General features: G+C 71.8%; 17 protein-coding genes and 3 pseudogenes. 9 read left to right on the top strand and 11 right to left on the bottom strand.

All coding sequences use genetic code 11. The annotated features are described in order from the left end of the window. Positions 1–20: 20 nt before the first annotated feature. The 5 genes from AB4K12_RS29790 to AB4K12_RS29810 form a co-directional block, all read right to left on the bottom strand. A complete protein-coding gene (locus tag AB4K12_RS29790) occupies positions 21–1307 on the bottom strand; it encodes a nucleotidyl transferase AbiEii/AbiGii toxin family protein (RefSeq protein ID WP_368437779.1) in 1287 nt (428 codons plus the stop codon). After that, positions 1304–1993, bottom strand: a complete 690-nt coding sequence (locus tag AB4K12_RS29795) for a hypothetical protein (protein ID WP_368437781.1) — start codon at positions 1991–1993, stop codon at positions 1304–1306. The genes AB4K12_RS29790 and AB4K12_RS29795 overlap by 4 nt, the downstream gene beginning before the upstream one ends. Before the next feature lie 12 nt (positions 1994–2005). Continuing rightward, on the bottom strand, positions 2006–2485 hold the full coding sequence (locus AB4K12_RS29800; protein ID WP_368437783.1) for a hypothetical protein: 480 nt from the start codon (positions 2483–2485) through the stop codon (positions 2006–2008). Next, positions 2478–3146, bottom strand: coding sequence for a peptide-methionine (S)-S-oxide reductase MsrA (gene msrA, locus AB4K12_RS29805; protein WP_368437785.1), 669 nt, complete (start codon positions 3144–3146; stop codon positions 2478–2480). The genes AB4K12_RS29800 and msrA overlap by 8 nt, the downstream gene beginning before the upstream one ends. 64 nt (positions 3147–3210) lie before the next feature. Next, positions 3211–4302, bottom strand: coding sequence for a hypothetical protein (locus AB4K12_RS29810; protein WP_368437788.1), 1092 nt, complete (start codon positions 4300–4302; stop codon positions 3211–3213). A 123-nt stretch (positions 4303–4425) separates the two neighbouring features. On the opposite strand from AB4K12_RS29810, the gene AB4K12_RS29815 reads away from it, so the two are divergent. After that, the gene (locus AB4K12_RS29815) at positions 4426–5571 is read left to right on the top strand and encodes a cystathionine gamma-synthase (RefSeq protein ID WP_368437790.1); all 1146 of its coding nucleotides are present in this window, start codon (positions 4426–4428) and stop codon (positions 5569–5571) included. A 63-nt stretch (positions 5572–5634) separates the two neighbouring features. Here the strand turns inward: AB4K12_RS29815 and AB4K12_RS29820 are convergent, their stop codons facing one another. From AB4K12_RS29820 to AB4K12_RS29830, 3 genes are read right to left on the bottom strand one after another with little or no spacing between them, the layout of a single operon-like run. Beyond that, a complete protein-coding gene (locus tag AB4K12_RS29820) occupies positions 5635–5901 on the bottom strand; it encodes a hypothetical protein (RefSeq protein WP_368437791.1) in 267 nt (88 codons plus the stop codon). Beyond that, on the bottom strand, positions 5898–6347 hold the full coding sequence (locus AB4K12_RS29825) for a sigma factor-like helix-turn-helix DNA-binding protein (RefSeq protein ID WP_368437793.1): 450 nt from the start codon (positions 6345–6347) through the stop codon (positions 5898–5900). Before AB4K12_RS29825 ends, AB4K12_RS29820 begins: the two co-directional genes overlap by 4 nt. A 31-nt stretch (positions 6348–6378) precedes the next feature. After that, the gene (locus AB4K12_RS29830) at positions 6379–6882 is read right to left on the bottom strand and encodes a MarR family transcriptional regulator (RefSeq protein ID WP_362252116.1); all 504 of its coding nucleotides are present in this window, start codon (positions 6880–6882) and stop codon (positions 6379–6381) included. 149 nt (positions 6883–7031) lie between these two features. On the opposite strand from AB4K12_RS29830, the gene AB4K12_RS29835 reads away from it, so the two are divergent. The 3 genes from AB4K12_RS29835 to AB4K12_RS29845 all read left to right on the top strand — a co-directional run bounded on the left by AB4K12_RS29835 (position 7032) and on the right by AB4K12_RS29845 (position 10312). Next, on the top strand, positions 7032–8327 hold the full coding sequence (locus tag AB4K12_RS29835; RefSeq protein ID WP_368437796.1) for a threonine ammonia-lyase: 1296 nt from the start codon (positions 7032–7034) through the stop codon (positions 8325–8327). 147 nt (positions 8328–8474) lie between these two features. Further along, positions 8475–9455, top strand: a complete 981-nt coding sequence (locus AB4K12_RS29840; protein ID WP_368437797.1) for an ATP-binding cassette domain-containing protein — start codon at positions 8475–8477, stop codon at positions 9453–9455. After that, positions 9452–10312, top strand: coding sequence for an ABC transporter permease (locus AB4K12_RS29845; protein ID WP_368437799.1), 861 nt, complete (start codon positions 9452–9454; stop codon positions 10310–10312). The genes AB4K12_RS29840 and AB4K12_RS29845 overlap by 4 nt, the downstream gene beginning before the upstream one ends. Before the next feature lie 104 nt (positions 10313–10416). On the opposite strand, the gene greA is transcribed toward AB4K12_RS29845, so the two are convergent. Together greA and AB4K12_RS29855 are read right to left on the bottom strand one after the other, a co-directional pair. Then, on the bottom strand, positions 10417–10914 hold the full coding sequence (gene greA / locus AB4K12_RS29850; protein ID WP_362252108.1) for a transcription elongation factor GreA: 498 nt from the start codon (positions 10912–10914) through the stop codon (positions 10417–10419). A 290-nt stretch (positions 10915–11204) separates the two neighbouring features. Then, positions 11205–11615: a DUF4307 domain-containing protein gene (locus AB4K12_RS29855; protein WP_368437801.1), complete on the bottom strand. Its 411-nt coding sequence runs from the start codon at positions 11613–11615 to the stop codon at positions 11205–11207. Positions 11616–11774: 159 nt separating this feature from the next. Here AB4K12_RS29855 and mca point away from each other — a divergent pair, with 159 nt between their 5' ends. The 5 genes and pseudogenes from mca to AB4K12_RS29880 all read left to right on the top strand — a co-directional run. Then, positions 11775–12644: a mycothiol conjugate amidase Mca gene (mca, locus tag AB4K12_RS29860; RefSeq protein WP_362252103.1), complete on the top strand. Its 870-nt coding sequence runs from the start codon at positions 11775–11777 to the stop codon at positions 12642–12644. 4 nt (positions 12645–12648) lie between these two features. Continuing rightward, positions 12649–12879 (top strand): hypothetical protein, encoded by a 231-nt coding sequence (locus AB4K12_RS29865; protein WP_368437804.1) that lies wholly within the window; start codon positions 12649–12651, stop codon positions 12877–12879. Positions 12880–13019: 140 nt separating this feature from the next. Beyond that, a pseudogene (locus AB4K12_RS29870) lies at positions 13020–13439 on the top strand (DUF255 domain-containing protein); the annotation flags it as partial. 575 nt (positions 13440–14014) lie between these two features. Beyond that, positions 14015–14191 (top strand): annotated as a pseudogene (locus tag AB4K12_RS29875) (response regulator transcription factor); the annotation flags it as partial. A gap of 111 nt (positions 14192–14302) precedes the next feature. After that, positions 14303–14500 (top strand): annotated as a pseudogene (locus AB4K12_RS29880) (LuxR C-terminal-related transcriptional regulator); the annotation flags it as partial. A gap of 257 nt (positions 14501–14757) precedes the next feature. On the opposite strand, the gene hisC reads toward AB4K12_RS29880, so the two are convergent. Continuing rightward, positions 14758–15825 (bottom strand): histidinol-phosphate transaminase, encoded by a 1068-nt coding sequence (gene hisC / locus AB4K12_RS29885; RefSeq protein ID WP_368437806.1) that lies wholly within the window; start codon positions 15823–15825, stop codon positions 14758–14760. Positions 15826–16042: the final 217 nt, after the last annotated feature.

Genomic DNA, 16042 nt, shown 5'->3' on the forward strand with positions numbered 1-16042 from the left:
GCCTGATTCCGGCCGGCGCCCTACGTACGGTCGCCTTCGGCCGCCTCCAGGCGGGTGGCCGTCTCGTGGGGGCCGCCGGTCCAGCCGGTCGGGTACCTGGGGGTGTCGCGGATGTCGCGGAAGGTCGCGAGCACGTCGGCGGTCCGGTGCAGGGTGTGTTCGTCGCGGCCGAGGAGTTCGCGTACGGCCACGAGCGCCTCCACGACGGGTACGTGCCGGCAGGCGAACCATTCCGCCACGGCCTCCATGCCGCCCGCCTCGTGCTCGTCGCGCAGCGTCTGCGTCAGGTGGGCGAAGACGGCGGCCAGTTGCGCGTACGGCCCGTCCTCGGCGGGGGCGAAGGTGGGGGCGAGGGCGATGGCCAGGCGGGTCAGGTAGCCGACGCCGGTGTCGGCGAGCCGGGGGCGGTCCTTGGCGTACTCGTCCCAGTCGGCCTCGGCGGCCTGGGAGAGGATCCAGCCGAGTTCGCAGGGCTCGCCCTCGGCCAGGAGCACCCGGTTCAGCAGCTCGTACGACAGCCGGGTGTCCGCGTCCTCGGCGAGGAGCACCGCGTCGTAGAGGTCCTTGGCCTCGGGGTGGTGGTCCGTCACCAGCCAGAGGATCTTCCACGCGAGCGACACCTCGCGGCTCGCCGTCATGAGGGCCGTGCCGTCGGCCGGCACGGCGGGGGCGGGCAGCTTCTCGTTGAAGACGAAGTCGAGCTGGACCGTGCCCGCCGGTACGCCGTCGTCCTCCGCGGACCAGGGCAGCACGAGGCGGCGGCCCGGCACCCGGTCGTACGTCCAGATCTCGTCGCTCACCGCGCCGGCGGCGTCGATACGGACCGGCCCGCCCGCCGTCCGCTCCTCGGCGGCGCGGGCGATGTCGTCGAGCATCGCGTCGGTGCGCTCGTCCTCGAGCCGCCACGTGCCGGGTACGACCACGAAGTCCAGGTCACCGGGCTCGCGGGCCGCGTCCCCGTACCAGGTGGCGAGCAGCATGCTGCCGCGCAGCACCAGGTGCCCGGCCCACGCGGACCCGGCCACGGCCGCCAGCGTCTCCTCCAGGGCCACACGCCGGGCCGCGTACCAGGCCTCGCCCCTGCGCCCGTCCGCGAACTGCGGCTCGCTCAGCCGCATGCCCAGCCTGCGGTGGTTGACCGCCGGGTCGTACGCCGGACGCTGCAGCACGCCGTCGCCGGCCACCGGGCGCAGCGTCAGCGGCAGGTCCTGCTTCGCGCGCGTCGCCTCGTCCGGCGGCGTCTGCGGGACGACCGTGTCGTCGTCCCACGGCCCGTAGCCGAACCGCTCCCACGGTGTCGCCGTCATCTGCCCGTACCCTCCTCGTCGATCCACCCCGCGTCGAGCGACTCGTCGCTGTCGTGCACGACGAACTCCCGCTCGACGGAAACGATCTCATCGCAGCGCGTGCGCAGCGCCGCCACCAGCGCATCCAGCCGCTCCTGAGCCGTGCGGCCGCCGACCAGCCGGCACCGCTGGGTGACGAACCGCTCGGTGCGGCCGTCCGCGCGCACCCGGCGGGCGTTGCGCGAGAGGTGGGCGGCGCGCCGGGAGGCGACGTCCGCGAGCGCGGCGGTGTCCGCGCCGGGCGAGAGGAGCAGCTTCACGTGGTGCTCGAAGTAGTAGCGCTCCCCGAGCGCCACGGCCTCCTCGTCGGTCCCCGGCACCCCCTCGGCCCACGGGGTCGCCTCGATCTTCGTCCGTACGACGTCGAACCCGTCCTCCCGCAGCGCGCGAGCGGCCTCCTCGACCCCCCCCCGCACCTCCTCCAGCGCCCCGCGCCCCCGCAGTGTGAGCATCGGCTGGCTGGGCGTCCGCCCCCGGTCGAGCACGATGTGCGTGAACTTCACGCCGCGCGCCCCCGCGTGCGCCTCGAGAGCGGCCACGTCGGCGGGACCGTCGGCACGGACGGTGATGTGCGCCTCGAAGTCGCCGCTGAAGCCGCTGAAGCCGCTGAAGGTGGTGATGGAAGAGGTGGCGGTGGTCGGTATCACCGCCAGATGATCTCAGGCCGTCCCGGAGCGTCTCCGGCCCGCTGACGCAGGTGCCGCCCACGCGTAGACGTAGCGGTTGGCGGGGCGGTCGAAGGCGACGGGGAGCGGGTGGGGCGGCAGGTCGAATTCCTGCTCTGTCCATTGGAGGAGGGCCGCTGCCAGGCCCTCCAGTTGGTAGTCCGTCTCCGGGAACCGCACGCGGTGGACCGTGACGAGGGTGTGCGGGCCCGGTGCGGCGGCGGTGAGGGCCGGGGCGGCCAGGGTCAGGCCGTGGTGGAGCCAGGCCGCTTCGGCGGGGGACAGGCGCTTGCCCTCGCGGTCCGTGGGGGGATGGGTCAGGACGGGGCCGGCGTCGAGCCATACCCCGTCCGTGACCTGCTCACCGCGAGCCGGCGGCCCGGCCGTCACCGTCGCCGATGCCGTCAGCTCGATCCAGATGCCCCATGGGCCCCGCAGCAGCCGGTAGTGGGTGGTGCGCCGTCCCTCACGCATCCGGGGACGGGGCCTGTGCCACCCCGATCGGGCAGCTCACGCCCGTCCCGCCGATGCCGCAGTAGCCCGCCGGGTTCTTCGCCAGATATTGCTGGTGGTACGCCTCGGCGTAGTAGAAGGGCCCCGCCGGGTGGATCTCCGTGGTGATGGGGCCGTAGCCGTTGGCGTCGAGGACCGGCTGGTAGGCGTCGCGGGAGGCTTCGGCGGTCTGCTGCTGGGCGGGGGAGTGGGTGTAGACCGCCGAGCGGTACTGGGTGCCCTGGTCGTTGCCCTGGCGGTGGCCCTGGGTGGGGTCGTGGGACTCCCAGAAGAGCTTGAGCAGGGTCGCGTAGGGGATCACGGAGGGGTCGAAGACGACGCGGACGGCCTCGGTGTGGCCGGTGAGGCCGCTGCAGGCCTCTTCGTAGGTGGGGTGGGGGGTGTGGCCGCCCTGGTAGCCGACGAGGGTGGTCCGGACGCCCTCGGTCTGCCAGAAGATGCGCTCGGCGCCCCAGAAGCAGCCCAGGCCGAAGTCGGCCACCTCCAGGCCCTCGGGGTAGGGGCCGGCCAACGGGGTGCCCAGGACGGTGTGGCGCTCCTGGAGGGGGAACTCCGGCGCCGGGCGGCCCGGCAGGGCCTCGGCGGGGGTGGGCAGGCGGGTCTCGCGGCGGCCGAACAGCATGGATGTCTCCAACGTGGGTGCGGCGGGGCGGGCGGCGGGCGTCACCGGCTACAACGGCGGTCGTTCACGCGGAATTCCGGCCGGATTCCCAGCCGGCGACGGCCACCGCGCGGTACGAGGCGTAGGCGGCGACGGGATCCGGCTCGTAGGTCCACGGGATCGCGCCGATGTGGCCGTCGGCCTTGCGGAACTGCTCGAGGGCCTCGCCGTAGCGCTCGGCGCGCACCAGGAACCAGGCCAGCAGGTGGCGGACGTGCGGGAGCACCGGGTGGCTTTCCGGGGCGTGCGTGACGGCGTACTGGGCGGCCTCGATGGCGTCGCGGATCACCACGCTCTGGAACAGGCCGCGCACCAGCTGTACGTCGGGCAGGTGGTCGTACACGGCGAACAGCGGCAGCGCGGGCAGCAGGCTGCCCTGCGGCGCGCTCGCCGCGGCCCGCCGGGCAAAGGCCTCGGCCTGGTCCTGGGAGCCGTGCCACTTCGCGCTCCAGTAGCGCAGGGCGGCCAGATGCGCCCCCATGTGCTGCGGGGCGCGGGCCGTGACGGCCTCCCACGCGGACTGGAACTCGGCCTCGCTCGCGCCCAGCCCGCGCGCCACGCCCAGGCCGGTGATGGCGGGCACCACGTCGCCGGGGGCCAGCCGCTCGGCCTCGGCGCAGACCGTACGGGCCTCCTCGAGGATCATGCGGAAGTCCTGCGAGGAGGGGTCGCGCAGCGCCTGCTGGGCGAGGAACTCGGCCTGCACCATCGCGCCGCCCGCGTCCTCGGGGGCCACCACGCGCCAGTGGCGCAGCCACATGCCGCCGGTGCCGGGGGCCTCGGCCAGCTCGCGGACCGCCGCGCCGGCCAGGGTCTGCACCCGCTGCCAGCGCAGCTCGGCCGCGGTGGTGGCGTCGGTGCGGCGCAGCAGGTCGGCGGCGGGCTTCCAGTCCTGGGTGCGGCGGGCCTCGTCGACGGCGGCCAGCAGCTCCGGGTCGGGGCCGGGCAGGCGCACGTCGAGCTGCCCGGGGGGCACGAAGCCGTGGGGGCCGAAGGGGTCCACGGCCGGTCCGGCGCCCGCCGCGGCCGCCTGCCCGGCGCGCCGGCGGCGCAGCGCGGGCATCGCCACAAGGCCGCACACCAGTACGACGAGCAGCAGGATGACGAAAAACTCCATGATTGTCCTGAGGGCTGGAAACGAAGGCCGACGAGGGTACAACGCGACAAACCGGCGGATCGTTCATCCGTACGTTACAAGTGAACAGGAGCGTTCGGCGGAACGGGCAGTACTCTCGGATGGATGAGCGACCAGCACAGCTTCGAGACCCTCGCCATTCACGCCGGGCAGGAGGCGGACCCGCTGACGGGGGCCGTCGTGCCGCCCATCTACCAAGTCTCCACCTACAAGCAGGATGGTGTGGGCGGGCTGCGTGGCGGCTACGAGTACAGCCGCAGCGGCAACCCCACGCGTACCGCCCTGGAAGAGAACCTGGCGGCCCTCGAGGGCGGCGTCCGGGGCCTGGCCTTCGCGTCGGGTCTGGCGGCCGAGGACTGCCTGCTGCGCACGCTGCTCGCGCCCGGTGACCATGTGGTGATCCCGAACGACGCCTACGGCGGTACGTTCCGTCTCTTCGCCAAGGTCGTCGGCCGCTGGGGCGTCGAGTGGTCGGTTGCCGACACCTCCGACCCGGCCGCCGTGCGCGCCGCCATCCGTCCGCAGACCAAGGCGATCTGGGTCGAGACCCCCTCGAACCCGCTGCTCGGCATCACGGACATCGCCGCCGTCGCGGCCGTCGCCCACGAGGCCGGCGCCAAGCTGGTCGTGGACAACACCTTCGCCAGCCCCTACCTGCAGCAGCCGCTCGCGCTGGGCGCGGACGTCGTCGTCCACTCCACCACCAAGTACATGGGCGGTCACTCGGACGTCGTCGGCGGCGCCCTGATCACCTCCGACGCCGGTCTCGGCGAGGAGCTGGCCTACCACCAGAACGCGATGGGCGCCGTCGCCGGCCCCTTCGACTCCTGGCTGACGCTGCGCGGCATCAAGACCCTCGCCGTGCGCATGGACCGTCACACCGCCAACGCCGAGCGCGTGGTGGAGCTGCTGGTCGCGCACCCGAAGGTGACGCAGGTGTACTACCCGGGCCTGCCCGAGCACCCGCTGCACGAGGTGGCCGCCAAGCAGATGCGCGCCTTCGGCGGCATGGTGTCCTTCCGCGTCGCGGGCGGCGAGGAGGCGGCGGTCGAGGTCTGCAACCGCGCCAAGCTGTTCACGCTGGGCGAGTCGCTGGGCGGCGTCGAGTCGCTGATCGAGCACCCGGGCCGCATGACGCACGCCTCGGTGGCCGGTTCCCAGCTCGAGGTGCCGGCGGACCTGGTGCGCGCCTCGGTGGGCATCGAGTCGGCGGACGACCTGCTGGCCGACCTCACGCAGGCGCTGGGCTAGCAGCCGGACCGGGGAGCCCGCGCTCCCCGTGGCCGATCCCGCCGCGGACCGCTTCGGCGGTCCTCACCGGTTCCGCAGCGGCGGGGTCTGCAGCGGTGGGGCCTGCTGCGCCGGCCGGGCCTCCCACGGCTCGGCGGTCGCGGCCCAGACGCCGAAGGCCACCGCCGCCGCCACGAGCAGCGCCCACGCCGCCGCCCGCAGCGCCCTGCGGCGGCGCAGCAGCAGCCGGCCGCGCTCGGCGGCCCGTGCGGCGAGGTCCGGGGGGACCTGTGCGCGAGGGCCGTCCAGCAGGTTCCGGAGCCGGGCCTCCCGGCGGTCGAGGCCGCTCATGGCGGCGTGGGGCTGGCCATGACGGCGTCGCGTGGCAGCGTCGCGGCGGCCCGCGCGCAGACGGCGCGTACGCGCCGCACGGAAAGCCCCAGCCTGGCCGCGGTCTGTTCTTCGGGGACGTCCTCGTACAGCCGCAGGACGAGCACCAGGCGGTCGCGGGGCGGGAAGGCCGCCAGCGGTCCGCCGGGGGCGGGGCGGCGACGCCAGGCCGTACGGGCGTAGCACCGCGCGAGCTCCTGGCGGGCGTGGTCGTACGGGTCCTCGCCGCCGAGCGCGTCCCAGGCGGCGTACGTACGGGCCAGGGCGGCGGTCAGCAGGCGCTCGGCGGCCGTCCGCTCGCCGGTCAGCAGCCGCGCCGCGTGCAGCAGCCTGCCGCCCGCACCCGCGACGAACGCCTCGAACTCCCGGGCCCGGCGGCGTTCCCGGGCGGACTGCCGCTCCCGCATCCCACCAGGACAGGGCAGGTGGCGCGCCCGGTCAAGAGGTCGGCGGCACCTGCGGGGCCTGGGTGAAGTGAATCTCGGAGAGCGCGGTGTTGAAGCGGGTGAGCAGGTTGCAGAAGATCTCGCGCTCGTCCTCCGCCCAGCCCTCCGTCACCAGCGCCATCAGCTCGCGGCGCGAGGCGCGCACCTCCTCCAGGCGGGCCTTGCCGCGCGGGGAGAGCTGCAGGACGACGGCACGGCCGTCCTCCGGGTGCGAGGTGCGCTTGACCAGGCCCGTGTCCACCAGCGGCGCGACCTGGCGGGTGACGGTCGAGGAGTCGATCCCCATGCCGGCCGCGAGCGCCTTGACGCCCATCGGGCCTTCCTGGTCGAGGCGGTTGAGCAGCAGGTAGGCGGCGCGGTCCATGGAGTTGTGGACCCGGCCGACGCCGCCGAGCCGGGTCTGCTCGGCACGGCGGGCGAAGACGGCAACCTGGTGCTGGAGGGCGTCGAGGACGCCGGGGGCGAGGTCGGTCGTCATGTCCTGAGGGGTGGGCATGGCTGGGACTCACTTCGTACGACGGCAGGGATATGGGCGGGGAACTGCTGAGAATGGGGGACAGAGTACGCGGCCCGGCGCCCGTTCGTACCAGTGCTCGGCAAACCGGTCGGTATGCCGGTATTCGGGGGCGGCGGGATACTGATCCCATGGCCGCACGACCGGTCTGTCTGGACGACGTCCGACGGGCACAGCGGACGCTGGCGGGGGTGGCCCAGCGCACCGCGCTGGAGCCCAGCCGCCACCTGTCCCGGCTGGTGGGCGCGCCGGTCCGGCTCAAGTGCGAGAACCTGCAGCGCACCGGCTCGTTCAAGGTGCGCGGCGCCTACGTGCGGATCGCCGGCCTGAGCGCCGGGGAGCGGGCCGCCGGGGTCGTCGCCGCCAGCACCGGCAATCACGGGCAGGGGGTGGCGCTGGCCGCCTCGCTGCTGGGCGTGCGGGCCACGGTGTTCATGCCGGAGGAGGCTCAGCTGCCCAAGGTGGCCGCCACCCGCGGCTACGGCGCCCAGGTGCGCGTGTGCGGGCAGGGGCTGGACGAGGCGCTGGCCGCAGCGCGGGAGTACGCGCGAGCGGCGGGCGCGGTCTTCATCCACCCCTTCGACCACCCCGACGTCATCGCCGGACAGGGCACCGTGGGGCTGGAGATCCTCGAGCAGTGCCCACGGGTGGGCACGGTCGTGATGGGCGTCGGCGGGGGCGGGCTGGTGGCGGGCGTCGCGGTGGCGGTCAAGGCGCTGCGGCCGGACGTACGGATCGTGGGGGTGCAGGCGGCGGGGGCGGCCGCGTACCCGCCGTCGCTGGCCGCCGGGCACCCGGTGACGGTGGAGGCACCCACGACGATGGCCGACGGCATCCGGGTGGGACGCCCGGGGGAGCTGACGTTCCGGATCGTCGAGGAACTGGTCGACGAGGTGCGCACGGTGTCCGAGGACGAGCTGTCGAGCGCGCTGCTGCTGTGCCTGGAGCGGGCGAAGCTGGTGGTGGAGCCGGCCGGGGCGAGCCCGGTGGCGGCGCTGCTGGCCGACCCGGCGGCCTTCCGGGACGCGGCGGGCGGGACGGGAGAGGTGGGAGAGGCGAGAGGAGACGGGGAGGGGGAGGGGGATGCGGAGGAAGACGCGGAGGGACGGCCGGTGGTGGCCGTCCTGTCGGGCGGCAACGTCGACGCGCTGGTGCTGCAACGGGTGTTGCGGCACGGCATGGCGGCCGCCGGACGGTACCTGTCGCTGCGGCTGCTGCTGACGGACCGTCCGGGCGCGCTGGCCGCGCTGCTGGAGGTGCTGTCGGCGGCCGGCGCCAACGTCGTGGACGTCTCGCACGTACGGACCGACCCGCGGCTGGGGCTCACCGAGGCCGAGGTCGAGGTGCACCTGGAGACGGCGGGACCGGAGCACTGCGCGGCGGTCCGGGCGGCGCTGCGCGCGGCCGGCTATCCGGTGATGTCCTGATATCGCGCCCTCGGCGGGCGGCCGGAATGGCCCGCGGACGGCCGTCACGGATTTCCGGTGAATATCCGGTGGGAATCATTCACAGGGCGGGACGGAGCCCGCGAACGTAAAATCGTATATTACGTCACCTCAACGGGGAGAACCTCCATGCCAGGCGCTATATACGCCGAAGGCCTGGTCAAGACCTTCGGCGACGTCACGGCTCTGGACGGCGTCGATCTCGACGTCCCGGAAGGAACCGTTCTAGGACTGCTCGGCCCCAATGGCGCCGGCAAGACCACCGCCGTGCGTGTACTCACCACCCTCATCAGGCCCGATCGAGGCAAGGCCGTCGTGGCGGGCATCGACGTACTGAAGAAGCCCAACGAAGTGCGCCACTCCATCGGCCTGTCCGGCCAGTTCGCCGCCGTCGACGAATATCTGACGGGGCGTGAGAACCTCAGCATGGTCGGCCGGTTGTACCAGATGAGCTCGCGCGAGGCGAAGGCCCGCGCGGGCGAGCTGCTAGAGCGCTTCAACCTCGCCGACGCCGCCGACCGCCCCGCCAAGACCTACTCCGGCGGCATGCGCCGGCGCCTCGACCTCGCCGCCGCCCTGGTCGTCAGCCCGCCCGTGATGTTCATGGACGAGCCCACCACCGGCCTGGACCCGCGCAACCGCCAGGCCCTGTGGGAGGTCATCCAGGAACTGGTCGCCGGCGGCACGACCCTGCTCCTCACCACGCAGTATCTGGAGGAGGCCGACCACCTCGCGCACGACATCTGCGTGATCGACCACGGAAAGGTCATCGCCCGCGGCACCTCCGACCAGCTCAAGGCCCGCACCGGCGGCGAACGCGTCGAGCTCGTCGTGCACGAACGCGAACACATCCCGCTCGCCGTCGAGGTCATGCGCCCGTTCGGAAAGGGCGGGTTCACCGTCGAGGAGCACACCCGCAAGGTCATCGTGCCGGTCTCCGGCGGCGCCCGGCTGCTCGCCGAGGTCATCCGCGAGCTGGACACCCGGGGCATCGAGATCGACGACATCGGCCTGCGCCGCCCCACCCTCGACGACGTCTTCATCTCGCTCACCGGCCACGTCGCCGAGGCCGGCGAGGAGACCCTCGAGCAGGAAGGGGCGGCGAAATGACCGCGCCCGGTGGCACCCTCTCCCGGCGGCCGGTGCCCAGGGCACGCGGCGGCGCCGTGCAGTCCGTACGCGACTCCCTCGTCGTCGCCCAGCGCAATCTGATCCGCATGATGCGCATCCCCGAAGTGGTCATCTTCGGGCTGATCCAGCCGATCATGTTCGTGGTGCTGTTCAGCTACGTCTTCGGCGGCTCCATCGCCGTGGGCGGCAGCACGGACCCCGACACCTACCGCCAGTTCCTGATGGCGGGCATCTTCGCGCAGACCGTCACCTTCGCCACGGCCGGCGCGGGTGCCGGCATCGCGGACGACATGCACAAGGGCCTCATCGACCGCTTCCGCTCGCTGCCCATGGCGCGCGGGGCCGTGCTCACCGGCCGTACACTCGCCGATCTGGTGCAGACCGCCCTCACGCTGGTGGTGCTGGCGATCGTCGCCGTGATCGTCGGCTGGCGGATCCACGAGGGGCTGCTCAAGGCCCTGGCCGGCTTCGCCCTGCTGCTCCTGCTCGGCTACGCCTTCTCCTGGATCGGCGCGCTGATCGGGCTGTCCGTGCGCACCCCGGAGGCGGCCACGTCGGGCGGGCTGATCTGGCTCTTCCCGCTGACCTTCATCTCCAACGCGTTCGTCCCCGCGGACAACATGCCCACCGTGCTGCGCACGATCGCCGAGTGGAACCCCTTCAGCGCCACCGTCCAGGCGGCGCGCGAGCTCTTCGGCAACCTGCCGGCCGGCTATCCGGTGCCGTCGGCGTGGCCGATGCAGCACCCGGTGTGGGCGTCGCTGATCTGGTCCCTGCTGATCATCACCGCCTTCCGGGCCCTGTCGGTGCGCAAATACCGCTCGGCGACGGCGTAGGCGGCCGCGGTCCCGGGAACTCGGAAGACCCCGGCATGCGGAAGGCCCCGGCCCCCGGAGATCCGGGGCCCGGGGCCTTGACGCGTCCGGCGTCCGCGAGGGCGTCAGCCCGAGTAGGGCTTGGCCTCGAGGATGCGGACCATGGCCTTCTTGCCGTTGGGGAGCTCGTACTGAGCGTCCTCGCCGATCTTCTTGCCGTTGACGCCCGAGCCCAGCGGGGACTGGGGGGAGTACGTCTCGATGTCCGAGCTGGCGTACTCGCGCGAGGCCAGCAGGAAGTCCAGGGTGTCGTCCGGGTCGCCGTCGAAGGCGATGGTGACGACCATGCCGGGGGCCACCACGCCGTCCGCGGCCGGGGCCTCGCCGACCTTCGCGGCCTCGAGCAGCTGGGTCAGCTGACGGACGCGAAGCTCCTGCTTGCCCTGCTCCTCCTTGGCCGCGTGGTAACCGCCGTTCTCTCGCAGGTCACCTTCCTCGCGGGCCGCCGCGATCTTCGCCGCGATCTCGGTGCGAGCGGGACCAGACAGGTACTCCAGCTCGGCCTTGAGCTGGTCGTACGCCTCCTGAGTCAGCCAGGTGACGTTGTCGCTGGTCTGGGTCACAGGTGCTCCTCGTCGGTACTGGGGAATGCTGGGGGATGCATCTCGATACAAATGAACGCCCTACTCAGAAGGGTGCACCTTCAAAGGTGGGCGAAACCACGAGCCTAACAATTACGTCCGGAAAGGGGGAAGAACCGACGGGGAGGAACCGCACAAGAATCGCGTCAGCGCAGGTCAGCGGCGTGACAGCAGCTTTGATCACGGCCGGCCCGCCCGGCCTGTCAGCCCCGGTCGACCGGACCTCCGGGCCCCGGTCGCCCGGACCTGTCAGCTCCGGTCGCCCCGGCCTGTCAGCCCCGCTTCTCCGTCCGGCAGCCCTTGAGCTCGGTGGCCGCCGCGTGGGCGGTCGTCCGCAGCGTGACCCGCTCGGTGAAGTGCGTCTCGGCCTTGTCGAAGCGGAAGTCCTTGCGGCCCACCTCGCCGCCCTCCGCGCCGAGGGAGCGCAGCGTGCACACGGCGACGGCGTTCTCGTCCTTGCGGATCTCCAGGACCGCCTGCACGGTGTCGTCGCTGATGGTCTTGGAACGGATCAGCTGGGTGCTGCCGTCCGATTTCGTGATGTAGTGCACAGCGGCCCAGCCGATGAAGGTGAGCATCGCCGCGCCCAGCACCGCACCGACGATCTTCAGCTTGCGGTCGGCGCGCTCGTCCGCCGAGCGGCCGTAGCGGCCCTCGGGCAGGGCTCCGCGGTCCGCAGCCATGATCGTTCCTCCTGGTAGGGCCGGTTCCGGGCGCATCCCTTGCCGGCGGGGGTCGTCGTCCCGCGAACTCGGAATGAAAAGACGCCCGCTTCGGTCACTATAGGAGGCGGCCCCGGACACCGATGGAGGGGCCCAAGACCTGTGACTGAGGATCGAGCCTTGACTGAGCAGTTGCGAATGATGGCCGTTCACGCCCACCCCGACGACGAGTCGAGCAAGGGCGCGGCCACGATGGCCAAGTACGTGTCCGAGGGGGTGGACGTGCTGGTCGCCACCTGCACGGGTGGTGAGCGTGGCTCCATCCTCAACCCCAAGCTCCAGGGCGACCCCTACATCGAGGAGCACATCCACGAGGTCCGGGCCAAGGAGATGGACGAGGCCCGCGACATCCTGGGCGTCAAGCAGGAGTGGCTGGGATTCGTCGACTCGGGCCTTCCCGAGGGCGACCCGCTGCCCCCGCTGCCCGAGGGCTGCTTCGCCCTCAAGGACGTCGATGAGGCGGCCGGCGCGCTGGTGAAGCTGATCCGCGAGTTCCGTCCGCACGTGGTCACCACGTACGACGAGAACGGCGGCTACCCCCACCCCGACCACATCATGACCCACAAGATCACGATGGTGGCCTTCGACGCGGCGGGCGACCCCGAGCGCTACCCCGAGGCCGGCGAGCCCTGGCAGCCGCAGAAGCTCTACTACAACCAGGGCTTCAACCGGCCGCGCACCCAGGCGCTGCACGACGCCCTGATCGAGCGCGGCCTGGACTCGCCCTACGGCGAGTGGCTCAAGCGCTGGGACGACATGGGTCGCGAGCGCACGCTGACCACCTTCGTGCCCTGCGCGGACTTCTTCGAGATCCGCGACAAGGCCCTGATCGCCCACGCCACGCAGATCGACCCCGACGGCGGCTGGTTCAAGGTCCCCATGGACATCCAGCGCGAGGTGTGGCCGACCGAGGAGTACGAGCTCGCGAAGTCCCTCGTCGACACTTCCCTCCCCGAGGACGACCTCTTCGCGGGCATCCGCAACAATTGACCCCATGATGAGCGCGACTGCATCCCTCGCCGCCACCCACCTCGTGCCTTTCGCCGCCGAGGAACTGGACAAGAACAAGGTCACGCCCGGTGTGCTCGGCTTCCTCGTCTTCGCCGTCATCGGCGGAGCCGTGTGGCTGCTGATGAAGAGCATGAACAAGCACATGAAGCGGGTCGACTTCGAGGAGGCTCCCGAGCCCTCCGGCGAGGGCGGCACGGCCGAGCGAACGGCCTGAGGACCGGGCGGACGGCCCCCGGCCGCGTCCTCGCGGCCGGGCCCGGCGCACCGGCACGGCACGTGGGTGCCGTAGCGCCGCCCCGGCCTGCCGGTGGGTAAGGACGGGGCCATGCCGAAGCCTGCCCGGCGCACGAGACGTCCCCGTACCTCCTCCAGCACGCCGACATCCCGGTCGACTGGTGGCCCTGGTCGCCCGAGGCCTTCGGCGAGGCCCGGCGCCGGGGCGTGCCGGTGCTGCTCGGCGTGGGGTATTCGCTTCGGCAATGCCGTCGGCCAGGCGTTCCGCAGCGCCCTCGAGGTCGCACGCGTCCACCGGCGCATACTCGCCACCCGCACCGAGGCCCGGTCGGCGATCGCGACTGGATCACCAGCTTCGGCGAAATCCAACGGCTGCCCCACATCAGACCCCGGTCGACTATGAATGAAGTCGCCGGGCCGCCCCCGCTGTGGAATCCGCCATTCCGCCGGCCCTCGCTCCATGACGGGGGTGCCTGCGGCTTTGGTCAAACGTCGAATTTTGGCCAAGAGTGCTGGTCAACCGATTGCGCCAGCGTGTAGCCTCAAGCTAGTTGCGGCATGCGTCAAGGGGGCTTCGCCTGGTCATGAAGCGCTGCTTTATGGTCGCGCACCGATTCTTTACGGTGTTGCCATTTTCGCCCGCGAATAATTTGGTGCGCTAGCACGGGGGAGATCGCACTGACGTCCTACTTATGTGTATTTTCCATGGATTCGCCGGCTCCTGTATTCGCGGTGATACTCCCCATCCGGGAGCCATTGGTCCAGCAGTGATAGTCGATCCACCCGGCGGGTTACGGCTTGGTCAATGCCAGGGCATGGCTTGATCGGGGGAGGCCGGAAGAGAGGTCGCCACACTGGCCGATGCCTCCCGTGGCGAGTGGCGAGTGGCGAAAAATCGTCGTGGACGCCACCCTCCAGGACTTCCGTCTCCTTGCCCGGTCATAGGCGGCCTTCGCCTCTCCCCGCCCCTTCTGACGTCCTGCCGGCCTGGACGGCGGCACCGGGCGTCAGAGTGACCTGTCGGCGCTCACCGCTCAGCGCCGGGGGTGCCGCGTGATCGAAGCCCTTGGGTGTTTTTCTCATGCTCTTTGAGAGAGGGAAAGAGGAGACAGGACATGGAAGAAGCGCTGGCTGAAAAACTCACCTACCGGGAGTTAGACGTGCTCGGCCTGCTGGCCGGGGGGTTGAGCAACCGGCTCATCGCTCGGAGGCTGGGCATCTCGGAGAAGACCGTGAAAAACCACCTCAGCAGCATTTATTTGAAGATCGGTGCCACCGACCGCACTCAGGCCGCGCTCTACGCCCAACACGTCGGCCTGACCGACCCCGGGAAAGCGGCTCCGCCCGCCCCGGCGCCTGCTCTGGCCCCCGATCCCGTCCCCGACGAGGGTTCGCCGCCGACGGGCCCCGCCCTCACCGCGCGCGAGCGGGGCGTACTCCATCTACTGGCCCGGGGGTTGAGCAATCGGGTCATCGCTCGGAGGCTGGGCATCTCGGAGAAGACCGTGAAAAACCACCTCAGCAGCATTTACTTGAAGATCGGTGCCGCCCACCGTACTCAGGCCGCGCTCTACGCCCAATACGTCGACCTCGCTTCCTGAGCGGCTCGCGGCCGGACCTCTTCTCCGAGTGGATCTCCGCTGTCGCTCGGTGCGCTCGCTCTCCCGCGGTCGCGTTCCGTCGCCCGCGAGCATTCCTCCTCGACGAGGAACCTCCGCCGGCTTGCTCGCCTCGTCCCGGCACTCCTCGAAGCAGGAGTGCCGGGCGGGGGAGTGCGTCAGGCCGGCCGGCACTCGGCGTGGGCGCTGTCGATGGTCTGTCGAACGGGGGCCGCTGCGCGGGGTCCGCAGCGGGGGCCTCACATCCGCCAGTCGCCCGCGATCTTCAGCAGGCGGTCGTTCTGCTCGGGAGTGCCGATGGTGATCCGCACCCCCTCGTCGCCGAAGGGGCGCACCATGACTCCCGCCGCCTCGCACGCGTCGGCGAACGCCGGCGTGCGCGAACCGAGGCGCACCCAGACGAAGTTGGCCTGACTGTCGGGAACGCTCCAGCCCGCGGCCCGCAGAGCACCGGTGACCCGAGTGCGCTCGGCCACCAGGGACCGGACCCGCTCCAACAGTTCGGATTCCGCTTTCAACGAGGCCCGCGCGGCGGTCTGGGCGAGTCCACTGACGCCGAACGGCACGGTGCAGGCTCGCAGCGCGGCCGCGACCGGCGGATGCGCGACCGCGTAGCCGACGCGCAGTCGTGCCAGCCCGTACGCCTTGGAGAAGGTGCGCAGAACGGCGACGTTGGGTCGGTCGCGGTAGAGCTCGATGCCGTCGGGTACGTCGGTGTCGTCGACGAACTCGCGGTACGCCTCGTCGAGCACCACCAGCACGTCGTCCGGCACCCGGTCGAGGAAGCGCTCGAGCTCACCGCGGTGCACGGCCGTGCCGGTCGGGTTGTTGGGGTTGCACACGATGACCATGCGAGTGCGGTCCGTCACCGCGTCGGCCATGGCCTCCAGGTCATGCCGCTCGTCACGCAGCGGAATCTGCACAGGGGTGGCCCCGGTGGCCCAGACGAGCATCGGGTACGCCTCGAACGAGCGCCAGGCGAACAGCACTTCGTCCCCTTCGCCGGCCGCGGCGCACAGCAAGTCCTTGATGGCGCCGAGCGAACCGGTGCCGGGCACGAGGTGCTCCGGGGGTACGGAGAGGGACGCGGACAGCTCCGCGATCAGTTCGCTGCTCTTCGCATCGGGGTAGCGGTTGACGCGCCCCAGTTCCTCGCGCATCGAGGCGACGACCGACGGCAGCGGGGGGTAGGGGTTCTCGTTCGACGACAGCTTGTCCACCAGGTCGCTGGGCGCGGCCCGGCCTGGGACATAGCGCGGCAACCCGGAGATATCGACGCGCAGCCGGGGGGCAGGTGCAGAGGGCATGGGGGAACTTCCTGAACGGGGGAGCGGACGGTCGTGCGGGTGCGTCGTTCATCCCGGAGTCCCGGAGTCCGGTACTCCGGGACTCCGGGAGCCGTGCGCTGCGGCGAGGCGCGCGGGCGTGAGATCCGGCCCGCGCGCCGCACCTCTGCCATGGCCGGCAGCGCGTCTCGCTCGTCTGTCGGGTCCGGCGGTGCGCGCTACTGAGGCAGGGCGGACC

The sequence above is a fragment of the Streptomyces sp. C36 genome (assembly GCF_040932295.1).
Classification (GTDB): domain Bacteria; phylum Actinomycetota; class Actinomycetes; order Streptomycetales; family Streptomycetaceae; genus Streptomyces; species Streptomyces triculaminicus.